The sequence below is a fragment of the Streptomyces sp. NPDC005784 genome, assembly GCF_042871525.1.
Lineage (GTDB): Bacteria > Actinomycetota > Actinomycetes > Streptomycetales > Streptomycetaceae > Streptomyces.
Window position 1 is genome coordinate 614,413 of the sequence record NZ_JBIAIQ010000001.1, and the last position, 12,217, is coordinate 626,629.

12 protein-coding genes and 1 pseudogene are annotated in these 12,217 nt (G+C 65.4%); 10 read left to right on the forward strand and 3 right to left on the reverse strand.

Annotated elements, in window-relative coordinates:
- Positions 1-271 precede the first annotated feature (271 nt).
- The 4 genes from ACFYR3_RS02655 to ACFYR3_RS02670 all read left to right on the forward strand — a co-directional run bounded on the left by ACFYR3_RS02655 (position 272) and on the right by ACFYR3_RS02670 (position 4,251).
- Entirely contained in the window at positions 272-1,159 is an 888-nt protein-coding gene (locus ACFYR3_RS02655) for an alkaline phosphatase family protein (protein ID WP_355845262.1), read from the forward strand.
- Between the two features lies 1 nt (position 1,160).
- Complete coding sequence (locus ACFYR3_RS02660; protein WP_389281162.1) at positions 1,161-2,531, forward strand: MFS transporter; 1,371 nt, start codon at positions 1,161-1,163, stop codon at positions 2,529-2,531.
- Entirely contained in the window at positions 2,528-3,547 is a 1,020-nt protein-coding gene (locus ACFYR3_RS02665; RefSeq protein WP_389281164.1) for a TolB family protein, read from the forward strand. Before ACFYR3_RS02660 ends, ACFYR3_RS02665 begins: the two co-directional genes overlap by 4 nt.
- Positions 3,548-3,978: 431 nt before the next feature.
- On the forward strand, positions 3,979-4,251 hold the full coding sequence (locus ACFYR3_RS02670; RefSeq protein ID WP_355845253.1) for a hypothetical protein: 273 nt from the start codon (positions 3,979-3,981) through the stop codon (positions 4,249-4,251).
- 189 nt (positions 4,252-4,440) lie between these two features.
- On the opposite strand, the pseudogene ACFYR3_RS02675 reads toward ACFYR3_RS02670, so the two are convergent.
- Positions 4,441-4,527 (reverse strand): annotated as a pseudogene (locus ACFYR3_RS02675) (glutamine synthetase); the annotation flags it as partial.
- A gap of 531 nt (positions 4,528-5,058) precedes the next feature.
- Between ACFYR3_RS02675 and ACFYR3_RS02680 the strand changes: the two are divergent.
- Both ACFYR3_RS02680 and ACFYR3_RS02685 read left to right on the forward strand, forming a co-directional pair.
- Positions 5,059-5,526, forward strand: a complete 468-nt coding sequence (locus tag ACFYR3_RS02680) for a hypothetical protein (RefSeq protein WP_355845250.1) — start codon at positions 5,059-5,061, stop codon at positions 5,524-5,526.
- Entirely contained in the window at positions 5,502-5,837 is a 336-nt protein-coding gene (locus ACFYR3_RS02685; RefSeq protein WP_351543046.1) for a hypothetical protein, read from the forward strand. The genes ACFYR3_RS02680 and ACFYR3_RS02685 overlap by 25 nt, the downstream gene beginning before the upstream one ends.
- 709 nt (positions 5,838-6,546) lie before the next feature.
- Here the strand turns inward: ACFYR3_RS02685 and ACFYR3_RS02690 are convergent.
- A complete protein-coding gene (locus ACFYR3_RS02690; RefSeq protein WP_355845247.1) occupies positions 6,547-7,137 on the reverse strand; it encodes a hypothetical protein in 591 nt (196 codons plus the stop codon).
- 383 nt (positions 7,138-7,520) lie between these two features.
- Positions 7,521-7,985, reverse strand: coding sequence for a hypothetical protein (locus tag ACFYR3_RS02695; protein WP_389281167.1), 465 nt, complete (start codon positions 7,983-7,985; stop codon positions 7,521-7,523).
- A gap of 260 nt (positions 7,986-8,245) precedes the next feature.
- Here ACFYR3_RS02695 and ACFYR3_RS02700 point away from each other — a divergent pair, with 260 nt between their 5' ends.
- From ACFYR3_RS02700 to ACFYR3_RS02715, 4 genes are all read left to right on the forward strand, one after another.
- A complete protein-coding gene (locus ACFYR3_RS02700; protein WP_355845241.1) occupies positions 8,246-8,575 on the forward strand; it encodes a hypothetical protein in 330 nt (109 codons plus the stop codon).
- 269 nt (positions 8,576-8,844) lie between these two features.
- A complete protein-coding gene (locus ACFYR3_RS02705) occupies positions 8,845-9,342 on the forward strand; it encodes a hypothetical protein (protein WP_355845238.1) in 498 nt (165 codons plus the stop codon).
- Positions 9,343-9,759: 417 nt separating this feature from the next.
- Entirely contained in the window at positions 9,760-10,362 is a 603-nt protein-coding gene (locus tag ACFYR3_RS02710) for a hypothetical protein (protein ID WP_355845235.1), read from the forward strand.
- Between the two features lie 666 nt (positions 10,363-11,028).
- Positions 11,029-12,156 carry a hypothetical protein gene (locus tag ACFYR3_RS02715; protein ID WP_355845232.1) on the forward strand — a complete coding sequence of 376 codons (1,128 nt, stop codon included), beginning with the start codon at positions 11,029-11,031 and terminating at the stop codon, positions 12,154-12,156.
- Positions 12,157-12,217 lie beyond the last annotated feature (61 nt).

Here is a 12,217-nt window from a genome sequence, read left to right on the forward strand (position 1 = left end):
CCGGCCTCCTGTCGATCGATGCCGTACACCCGGTCCGGTCCCGCACACCTGGGCCGATGGTCCGATCAAGGTCGTACGCGCCCGAGCCTAACCCGGGTCCGCCCGGTCGCGCCCCGTGCCGACGGCCGTGCGAGGCGGTACAAAGGACGGGGAGGCAGTAGTTCATCGGCTCTTCATCCCGCCGGTTGAGGGATGTGAGCGAGGGGAATGTTGGCGTGTGCATGCTCTGTCCGCACCGCCACCGTCGTCTTCCCCCCACCGGAGGTCTGAAGTGTCCGGCAGAAACGTGTACACCCGCAGTCGAGCCGTCGTGGCATCCGCCCTCGCCTTCACCGCGGCAGCGGTCGGGCTGTGGAGCGGGTTCGCCGGTTCGGCCCCCGCGCACGCCGCGGCCGCGGTCCCGACCCCGGACCACGTCGTGGTCGTGGTCTTCGAGAACCACGCGTACAGCCAGGTGATCGGCTCCTCCAGCGCCCCGTACATAAACTCGCTCAAGACCGGCGGGGCCAACCTCTCCCAGTCGTACGCCGAGACGCACCCGAGCCAGCCCAACTATTTCGCCCTGTTCTCCGGCGCCACCCAGGGCATCACGGACGACAGCTGCTACACGCCCGGCTTCTCCTCCGCCCCGAACCTCGCCTCCGAGCTGATCGCCGCGGGCAAGACCTGGGGCAGCTACAACGAGACGCTGCCCAGCCAGGGTTCGACGACGTGCAGCAGCGGGAACTACGCCCGCAAGCACAACCCCTGGTTCGGCTTCAGCAACGTACCGACGTCCAGCGCCAAGACGTTCGCCCAGTTCCCGACGGACTACACGACGCTTCCGCAGGTCTCCTTCGTCGTCCCGAACCTGTGCAGCGACATGCACGACTGCTCGGTGTCCACCGGTGACACCTGGCTGAACACCAACCTGAGCGCCTACGCCACCTGGGCCAAGACCCACAACAGCCTGCTCGTCGTCACCTTCGACGAGGACAACCGGCTCGCCGGCAACAAGATCCCGACGGTGCTGTACGGCCAGCAGGTGACCCCGGGGTCCTCGTCCTCGACCACCTACAACCACTACGACCTGCTGCGCACGCTGGAGGACATGCACGGCCTCACGCACGCCGGCAACGCGGCCTCCGCCAAGGACATCACGGGCATCTGGACGTCCTGACATGTACGTAGCGGACAGCCGCGCCGGTACACCGGAGACTCCGGCGGCGTCCGCGGAAAGCGCCGCCCGGCCACAAGCCGGGCGGCGCCTCGCCGCGGTCGCGCCCACGGTGCTGGCGCTCGGCACGGTCAGCCTGATCACCGACGTCTCCTCGGAGATGGTGACAGCGGTCCTGCCCCTGTACCTGGTGGCGGGCCTCGGCCTGTCCCCCCTCGGCTTCGGACTCCTCGACGGGATCTACAACGGCTTCTCGGCGCTGGTCCGCCTGGTCGGGGGACATCTCGCCGACCGGGGCGGCGGCCGTCACAAGTGGGTGGCGGGTGCCGGGTACGCCCTGTCGGCCGCCTGCAAACCGCTGCTCCTGGTGGCACAGACCCTGACCCCCATCGGCCTGGTCCTCGCCGCCGACCGCACCGGCAAGGGTCTGCGCACGGCCCCGCGCGACGCCCTGATCTCCCTGTCGAGCACCCCGGAGACCCGCGGCCGCGCCTTCGGCGTCCATCGCGCGATGGACACGGCGGGCGCCCTGCTGGGCCCGCTGGCCGCCTTTTTGATCCTCCGGGCGACCGTCGACGGCTACGACGCGGTGTTCATGGTGAGCTTCTGCGTCGCCGTCGTGGGCGTCCTGGTCCTGGTCCTGTTCGTGCCGGGTGGTCCGGCCGCGCGGGGCCCCCGGGGCCCCCGGGGCTCCCAGGGGCCGCGTACGACGGCCGAAGACGCCGACGTGCCCGCCGAGCCCGCCGAGCCCGTCGACCCCGCCGCGCCGCGCCCCACCCTGCGCGCCGCCCTCGCCCTCCTGCGCCGCCCCGGGCTGCGCGGTATCGCGCTCTGCGCACTCCTGCTCGGCCTCGCCACGGTCAGCGACTCATTCATGTTCCTGCTGCTCCAGCGCAGGCTCGGGGTGCCGGACCGCTGGTTCGCGCTGCTGCCCGTCGGCACGGCCGCCGCGTTCCTGCTGCTGGCCGTCCCGCTCGGCCGGCTCGCGGACCGGGCCGGCCGCTGGCGGGTGTTCCTGGCCGGCCACGGCGCGCTGCTCCTCGCGTACGCCCTGCTGCTCACGTCCTGGCACGGCACGGCTCTGCCGTTCGCCGTCCTGTTCCTGCACGGCGGCTTCTACGCGGCGACCGACGGCGTGCTCATGGCCGCGGCCTCGGACAGCGTGCCCAAGGAACTGCGGTCGTCCGGGCTCGCGCTGGTCCAGACGGGGCAGGCGCTCGCCCGGTTCGTCTGCTCGCTCGCCTTCGGCGCGGCCTGGACGGCGTGGGGCGACCGTACGGCACTCACGGCGTCGGCCGTGGCACTCGCCCTGTGCGCCCTCTTCTCGATGAGCCTGCGCCCCGTCCGCCGCACCCCCTCAGAAGGCCCCGCATGACACTGCGAACCCGCATCCTGGTCCTGGTCTGCGCCCTGGTCGTCCTGGCGGGCGTCGCGACGGCCTCCGTGCTGCACGCCTCGGCCCGCGCGGAGCGCCGGAACCAGGCCCAGCCGGGCGGCCCGCGGATCACCGCGGGGCCCGTCTCCCTGACCGACTCCCGGCGGCTGGTGTTCCGCAACATGGCGTGGGGCCCGCACCGCGACGAGCTGACGTCCGTCCCGGCGTCCGACCCGTCGGGCCCGCGCACGGCGTCCAGGGTCAAGTGCCTGCGCTTCTACGCCGCTTCCGGCACCGGGGTGTGCCTTCAGGCGGTGCACGGCACGGTCCAGGACACCTACCGGGCGGTGATCCTCGACGCCGGTCTGCGCGTGAGGGCCCGCTACGACGTGCCCGGCATCCCGTCCCGCGCCCGCGTCTCGCCGAGCGGACGGTACGCGGCCTGGACGGCGTTCGTCGGCGGCGACTCCTACGCGGGCACGAACTTCTCCACCCGGGCGGCGATCGTCGACACCCGCACGGGGAAGCTGACGTCGTCCCTGGAGGAGTACCGCGTGGTGAAGGACGGCAGGACCTACCACGCGGCCGACGTCAACTTCTGGGGCGTGACGTTCGCGGCCGACGACCGCACGTTCTACGCGACCATGGCCACGCACGGCACGACCCACCTGGTCCGCGGCGACCTGGTCACCCACGCCGTCACCACCCTGCGCACGAACGTCGAATGCCCGTCCCTCTCCCCCGACGGCACCCGTATCGCGTTCAAGAAACGCGTCAAGGGCCTTCCCAAGGACGCCCCTTGGCATCTGTACGTCCTCGATCTGCGCACCGGGCACGAGACCCCGCTCGCCGAACCCCGCAGCGTCGACGACCAGGTGGTCTGGCGCGACGACCACACCCTCGTCTACGCCCTCCCCGGCGACTACGGAGCCGACCTCTGGACCCTCCCGCCCGACGGCACGGGAAAGCCGCGGCGCGTCAGCACCGCGGCGGTGTCTCCCGCGTACGTGCGCTAGGGACGCGCCTCCCGGGACGGCCGGACCCCGCCCGTCGAGGTGCCGGCCGACGCGAAGCCGGTGCTGCCCGTGATGCCGGAGCCGTCGGTGACTGTCGCTGAACCCGTCGCCGGAACCTCGTCGTTGACCGATGTGCGTGCCGCGACGGCCCACGCGGAAGTCGTCGCGGCACGGGTCCGAACTGTGCTCCTGACCTCGGCATACCCGAGGTGACGATCAAGGCATCTTGCTCTATGCTGCGGCTTGCACATCCGGGGGGCGGCTGGTCGTCATGACGACCAGCACCGTGACACGTGCGCATCACCCACGCCATCTCAACTCGAGCTTCAGCATGCCGCCAGGCGTGCGCGACTGCTGCCCGAGGCTGCCCGCAAGGGACCGGATCGGCGCGTTTCCCCGGGTCCCACGGTCATCGGAAGGCAGAGAACGTCATGGCAGAACGTCAGTACCTCGGTCAGGGCTCCACCACCTCGGCGGAGAAGTTCTGGTACATCCTGGGTTGCATCTACTTCGGTGCGGCCTACATGCAGAAGGTCCCGGTCAAGAAGGCGCTGAGCGAGTACGGGCTGGTCGAGATGACCGGTGCCGAGAAGTTCTGGTACGTCATCCAGTGCATATTCTTCGGCGCCGGCTACTTCGCGAAGGTCACCATCAAGAAGGCGCTGTCCGAGGTGCCGAGCGTCGGCGGAGTCCCCACCGTCTGACGACACCAAGGCTGAACGCAGGCAGCGGGCCCGGACCACGACGAGTGGTCCGGGCCCGCTGCCCGTCCCGGACCGGCAGCGACGACCGGCCCGGAGGCGGCCCAGGGGCGGTGAGACGCGTCGGGGCCGACGGTCCGCGACCGTCGACCCCGTCCACCGGATCGAGCAGGAACCCTGCCCTGACCCGCCCTACAACACCGGCAGACTCTTCCGCAGCTCGAAGGCGGTGACCTCGGAGCGGTACTCCTCCCACTCCGCCTTCTTGTTGCGCAGGAACTTGTGCGACGCCGAACGGGCCTCGAACGATCCACGCTGCTATGGCGATGACCTGCGATTGAGCGGCCACCCACGGTCGTTGTTGGTCACTGTGGGCCGCCCTCCGACGGCCCACAGACGGCCCAGCCTTCAAGACGGATACGAGCAGACCGTCGACTACCGAACCACCGCCTTGTAAGGGCGGCCGTGCCCGGCAGAGGAGTTCCCCAGGTCGCTCCGGCTGTCGCGGCAGCCAAGATGAATGGTGCATCTCGACTGCGGCGAACCGTCGTTGACCGTGGCTGACCGCACGATGTGGCACGGCTGTGGCACGGAGACTGGTTCGTCTCGAAGTAACTCGGATCAGCGCTTGCCCTCGGGCCAGTGCGCCTTTCACATCCCGCGATGGTCCGCACTCGTCCGCGCTTTGCGCTGCTGCGATTCTGCATTGCCGACAGTTGAAATTCAGACGAGAAGCAGTCTTTGCTCGATCCGACCATTTGTCCGATAGACGCCTGTTGATTGTTGGGGGTTGATGATGCGATCGTCTTCATGAAGAAAATCATGACGCTCGCTGCCGCCGTCACATTCGGCGCTTCGCTCATGGCAGGGACATCCAGCGCTGCTCCGATGCCTGTAGTACCGCACCCGTGGGACCAGCGGGTCAAGTGTCAGACGGACGATCCGGAGGGCAGGCACATCGTCACCCGCTACGGCAACTCGGAGCTGGGCTGGTATCACTTCACGGGTCGTCACAACATCAAGAAGTGCTCCACCCTGTACGCGGCCCTGCACGGCCGAGTGGACCGGAACGATCACCACGGTCACCTTGAGTACGACGCTGTCGAGATCGAGACGGGGCCGAGGCCGAGGCAGGTGAAGATCACCGTTGTCGTGCAGTACACGCAGAAGACCCCGGACGGCCACTACAATGCCGGTCGCGGTCAGAAAATCGGCGTCATCACGGCGTACTGCCACAATCAGCGGGGAAACAAATGTCCGGCATGGGCCAGGCTGTGAACTCTCCTGAACCAGACATCGAGCAGGCGGCCACGTCCCGTCTACTCGATCTCGTTCGCTCCTTCATCACGATGCATGTGTCGTGGAAGCCGCTCTTCATCGGGGCGGTCATCACGGGTGACGACGGTATGCGCCTCTATTTCCGTTCACCTGAGCGGGATCGTACGTACGGTGTGGACGTGCTGATCAGCCATACAGGGCCCGGCCTGCTCGGTGCCATGGTTTCCCCCGCGTTCCTCGCAAACGAACATCTACATAAACCTTCCGACGATCCGCATTGCGATGTGATCGTGGACCTCACTGACTACTGACGGACGCATGCCGGTCCCGTATGCGGTTCAACGTCAACAACCCGGGGATGGAGTTTCGGCACCGAACCGATCGCACCATCAGGAACGGCCTGCTAGGTAACCCAAAAACCGCTAGTAGTCGATACGTGGTGTGGCGAGCGGGGGGGCTCCCATCCCGTCCGCCTTCAGCCCAGGCAGAGCCGAGCAGACGTGGTTCCTGGCGTCCAGGTCGTTCGTACAGTGGCGCGCTCCACGGCCAGATCAAGAAGATGAAGCGGCCTCCCCAAGACCCATCTGGCAGGTGTGGCTCAGCGGCCCCGAGCTGCCGAGAAAGATCAAGGCCCAGGCATCCGGATTCACACCGGCTGACCTGGGCCTTGTTCGTGCCCTGAGACTGGTGGGCGCGGACGGTTTCGAACCGCCGACATCCGCCTTGTAAGTTCGATGCAGGCTCGACAACACCTGCCGAAACCTGGATCTCGTGCCTGCACCCTGTCCAATCCGGACCGTGCGAACCCGTCACCGTCCGACGACGTTGATGTCAGCCGTGGATGTCAGCCACCGCCGATCAGGCGCGACTTCGGAGGCCGTTGCGACTTCCGGCGTGGCGCTGATCAGAGACGAACGATGCTCCTTCGCTCAGGTGCCAATCCACGAATATGCGGCAGCTTGGCCGGCCCGTGCGTTATCGCCTGAGCCGTCCCGGGCAGCCGCGGAGCCATTGGCGACGTCAAATGGAGACGTCAGAGGTAACTGACGCGCCGTTCCCGAGAAGGAGCTCGAGCAGAGCAGCGTCGTGGGGGCGTAGCCAGTAGGACTCGGTGCCGAGATCCACAGCTACGGTGTACCCCATTCGGGCCTGTGCGCCATTCTGCTGCTGGCGCTCCCGACGTGCGGCTACCGGGCCCTGAAGGTTAATCGGCTGGTCAGTACTGCCCTTCCCGCGCTTGCGCCAGGCCAGACAGACCTCGCCGTCCGAGGACTGGTGCAGGAGCACGTGGCCGAGGGTCTGACTGCCGTCGCGCAGGCCAAGCGAGAGCATGCCGAGACGCACTCCTTGCCGAAGCCTCGCGGCGTCGGCCTCGACCGTGCGGGAGGCTCCCAGCCCGAGGCGAGCGGTCAGTTTTGCGGCCCAGCCGCGGTACAGGGCGCAGGTCGCTTGCGCCCCCTTCGGGGCCATGAGGAAGGAAACCGGAAGTAGCGCCCAAATCAACGGCTGAAGAACAAAAAAGAAGATCACGAAGCCCAGCAGACCGAGTGGTGCCCCTCCCAACGTCAGGCCGCCGAAAAACAGGCCGAAGCCGACAGCAAACAGGATCAAGAGGTGTATTTGAGTACGGACGTTCACGGTTCCCACCAGTGTGCTTACTGTTCCAATTAGGCGAACCGGCAGGCTACCTGATGATCAGAACTCGTTGACCATGGAGAACGTAGTAGTTCTCAGGCCGGCCTCGGGCGGAGTGCGGACACACGTGAGGCGTGACCACAACGCCGGAGCCCTCAGCTTGGGAAGCTGCGGTACTCAAAGGCGTGTTCCGAGCGCTGACCTGGCCGAACGCCTGGCGTCTGGCTCCCACGGGCCCGGTTGCCTTCACCGTGAGTCCCCGCGGTTTCCCACTCCTTCTGGTGCGGTTGTGGTGCGCGGCGTCGCCAGCGGGTAGGTCTCGTCTCGGCATGACTGCGCGGGAACACTGGCTGAGTGGGTCAGAGACGCTGCTTGGCCGCGCGCACCAAGTGGCTGATGGCATCACGGGTGTGGTCTCTGCGCTCGTCGAGTTCGCTTCGGCTATCGGTCTTGTAGAGGCCCGTCATGGCAGTGAGTACGGCTTCCGCGGACTGGCTCAGAGCCTCGTCATCTGTGAGCATCTGAACCCGGAACAAGGCCTCTTGGGCGCTTGATCGGAGGTCGTACGCGCGTATTCGAACCTCGTCTGCATCCTCGGGCGGCGGCTGCTCGTGGATGCAGAACCACAGGTGCACCAGACATCGCCGGTAGTTGACCAGGGCGCCGGCGTAGGCCGAGTAGGCATCGAGCCGCTCCTGTCGGAGTCTCTCGCGGCGTGTGAACTCGTGGCCCTTCTCGACGGTGCGCCGCTGAAATGCAAGGGTGATCCCTGAGCCAAGCAAGGTGCCCAGGACGGCTATGGCGCTGGCGCTGATGGCTTCCACACCACAAGCTGATCACGTGTCGCCTACGGTGGGGGGCCGTTGGCCCAAGTCAGGCACTGCCAACACGCTTTCCAACTGTGGTGGCGGTCTTGGGCGCCTCGGACGGGGTCGTTCACCTGCGTTCATGGCCGGTCGGTCGCGGGAGCAGCGACGGGCTACGGTCTCGTCTGAACGGCCGTGAACGGCGCTGAATGAGACGGAAACTGAGACGGCGGGCGGGGCTGAGCTCGCTAGCATCGTTGCTGTTGAAGGGGGGAGCCATGGCGTTGGTTCGCAAGGGGTCACGACGGATCGTTGTCGACGGCACGGCCTACCGCTGGCGGCTGCGAGGCAGGCCGACTTACTTCCAAGGTCTGGCCTGGTCGCCGTGCACGTTCGCGGTCGAGCATGCGGCCACCCCAGGCACGACGCTCGTGGTCACCACCAACCAGCCGCATCCGAGCAACTGGATCGGTCGCGAAGCTGAGCCTGTACTGCCGTCCGGTGTTGTAGCGGCTATTAAGCTCGCCTGGCGTGAGGGTTGGGCTCCGACGGCTCCGGGCTCCGCGTTCCACCTCGACCAGTCCGCCGGCTTCACAGCCTCGTTCTGAGCGGAGAGCACCGCTTTAGGAGCCTGGTGGTCAGGGTCATCGAGGGTGTGCAGGTCAAGTCAGGTTTGAGGAGTCCCCAGCTCAGCAGGTCATGTCGACTGCGATGAACCGTCGTTGACCGTGGCTGACCGCCCGATGTGGCACGGCTGTGGCACGGGCGTGAACGACAACGGCCCGTGCGGCTTGCCCTCCGGGCCTAACTGCTCAAGATCCGAGACCGGCGGGCCATCCCGTACCGGGCTGTCCGTCCCGGCTGGCACACTGCCACCATGGACACCACGCCCGAGCAAATAAGCTCCCGGACAGCCGCCGCATGGACGGTCGCGCTCGCGGTCCTCGGAGGATTCACCGGCTTCGCCTGGGGCGGACCGTTCCTCTCCGTCACCTGCGGCCTTTCCGTGGGAGGCGGCGCCGCCGTGGGCACGGCCCTGTCCCGCCGTCGCATCGTCGCAACCATTCGGGAAGGCCAGGGGAAGGCCGCCGCGCTCGGGTACGCCGACGGCATCGCGGACATGATGGTGCTGGGGATATCCGCATACAGGGCCTCCGTCTTTCCGCTGTCCGGCCCCGACGCAGTAGACGCCGCCGAGCGCATGGCGCGCCGCAAGGCCGCCTACCAACTCACGGCCGCCGACGGGCTTCCCCATCACATTCGTGAGGCCGCGGCCGCCGCTCTCGGAGCGATTGACGAGGGGCGTGACCGCGACACCCAGTCCGCCATCGAGGACCTTATGAAGGCCGTCCAGGAGCAGAGCCGCGGCACCTGACTGAGGGGCCCTGCGCTTCTAGGACAACGGTGTTGAGTGTTCTCCTTATGCCGCTGCGCGCAACTCCTCGCGTAAGTGGCACGACGGCCCCAAACGACCTAAAACGACAGACGCCCAGATCGCCGCTTTCACACCGTCTGACCTGGGCCTTGTTCGTGTCCTGAGACTGGTGGGCGCCGACGGTTTCGAACCGCCGACATCCGCCTTGTAAGTTCGGTCCGTTTCTGTTCTGGCTGCTGCCGTCGCTTGATGCGGCGGTCGGACAGGGACGCTGGTGTACGTCCCTGTCCGGCGTCGTTGATGTCAGCCTTGGATGTCAGAAGCCTCCTGATCCGTAGTCCTACCGAGATCGGTCATTGAGACGGAGCGCGCACAACTCGGATGACTTCGAGCGCCGGGAGGCGTTAGCGTGCGCCGGTGATCAGCAGCGAGGGTGTACGTCTGGGTGCGGAGGCCGCACGTCGTCTGGCAGAGACGGGCCTCTACGAGTTCGAGCCGGGTCTGACAGGCGCTGAGTTCGAGCGCATCGAGCACCAGTACGGCTTCGAGTTCGCGGACGATCACCGAGCATTCCTTGCGGCTGGCCTTCCGATCAACGTCCCTCCCGAGGACGGGCAGACCTGGTCCAGGCCCTGGCCGGAGTGGCGCGGCGGCGATTTGGACAGCTTGCGCCGACAGCTCGCCTGGCCGGTCGAGGGTGTTCTGCTCTCCGTTGAACACAACGGGTTCTGGCATGAGAGCTGGGGTGAGCGTCCAGCCAACGGGACGGCAGCGCTGAAAGCGGCGCGGCGTCATCTGCTGGAAGTGCCGGTGCTGGTGCCCGTATACGCCCACCGGTACGTGCCCGCCGGTCGGGTGAGCTTCGGGCATCCGGTGCTCTCCATGTGGCAGACCGACATCATCTATTACGGGCTGGACCTGGTTGACTACATACACCAGGAGTTCGACGAGGCGCGGGGCGATGTCGATGAGAGCTGGGGCCCGCGAGCAACGGTTCCCTTCTGGCAGGACCTTCTCTGACCTGACTCCGCGGGGTACGCGAGCAGTTGCGGGAACCCTCAGCTTGGGAAGCTTGGGTTCTTTCCGGGCAGTTGTTGGGCTGACCTGCAGCGGAGCGCTTACGGCAGTCAACCGACCGACGACCTGGTCCCCGCCATTCCCCGTGGTTCCCCGCACGATCTGGCACGGTTCTGGTACGACCTCTTCGTCCCGAACTCTCGGCTGGTCGATCATTGAGGTCCGGAAGGCTGGCCAGTCGGCCGTTGAGGACCGCTGACAGTTGGCTGCGGTTGTGAAGGTAGCTGTACTTTGCTGCTGTGCTGCAACGGTTTCAGAGGGCCCTTGAGGCACCTGCTTCTCTGCTGGACAGAGGGACATCAAGGTCCCCACCTTCAGCAGAGGACCTCTGCTTGAGAAGCTGATCATGGCGGCGCCCAGTTCCTGATGCTGGACTGGAAGACCTTCCCCGCATGGTCGACAATAAGAAGACCAGTGCCGTGTTGCTATTGACGCTTTCAATGACAGGCAGGTCGACGCGTCATGGAAATTTGGACAGATCTGGGCTTCACTCAAAGCCCCTACAATACCAATTCCCTTCCCCCTACGGCAATCGGGGAAAGGCTACTGGTGGGGCGAGAAGGTCACGTACGTCGCCTTATTAATCGACTGTCTTCATCGTCAAGCCACGTGACGATCGAAGGCGAGGCTGGCGTTGGAAAGACTAGCTTGATGACAGTAGCAAGCTACCGAATGAAGAGGAATAGCGACAAAGCTCGCATTCCTATTATGCTTCCAGTCGATGAAAAGTTCCAGATCGCCACAAAAGGTGGCACGGATCTACTGGAGGCTAAAGTCTATCGAGCAATTGCGGAGTCATTTATTCGATATTACGATGACTTGCGGTCCTGGGGGTATCGCGCCCCGAAAGTGAAAGAGGTTGACAAGTGGATGAATTCACCTATCATAAAGTCGATCTCCGGGGGAATTAACCTCCCCGGCTTTGGCTTTTCTGGAGGGAGGGGTGAGTCTTCGAATGCTGCGTTCGCTGAATCCGGCCTGGCCAACACCGTTCGCACTTGGGTGAGGCAGTGCTTCGACCCACCTGGATGTGGATACTTCGTCTGCGTCTTGGATAACCTAGAACTTCTTATCAACTCGAATTCGGCGCGGCAGGTACTTGAGGAAATTCGGGATACGGTCTTCGCCGAGCCGGGCCTAAGGTGGATAATCTGCGGGGCCCAGGGCGTGGTGCGCACGGCGGTTGCATCCCCACGACTCCAAGGTCGTTTGTGTCAACCTATAAAAGTTGAACCTTTGTCCATGGATGACGCGATAAGAGCCCTTGAGGTCCGGATCGATGAGTTTTCATTGAGGGGATCGCCTCCAGTTGGGCCGATCGGTTTTCAGTACCTTTACGAGGTTCTGAGGTGCAATCTCAGAGATACTCTCCAGGCTTGCGAAGATTTCAGCTTCTGGCTGCACGACGAAGGAATAATCGATGCAGGAGACAGGGAGCATCTTGAGCTCTTGCAGTCTTGGCTGGCACAACTTTCGGACGAATACAGTGCAAAGGAAAGAGTTTCTTTGGCGAGTTGGGGACTCTTGGATGGCATGGCCGACAATGGCGGAAATTGCCAGTTCGAAGATTTCGCGCTATTCGGATTCGGGAGTCGCGACGAAATAAGGCGATATGCGAAAGAACTTGAGGTCAACAACCTGGCGCAGGTTTCGTCAGATGATACAAGCGCATTCATAGCCTCCGCGGGGTGGCTTGCCCGATTCTCAAGATCTGGGTATGGAACTCTTCACAGCTGAACGCGCAGAGGCAGGGGCGCTCCCACAAGTCTGGGCCGCTCAAAATTTCCCGCAGGCGAGC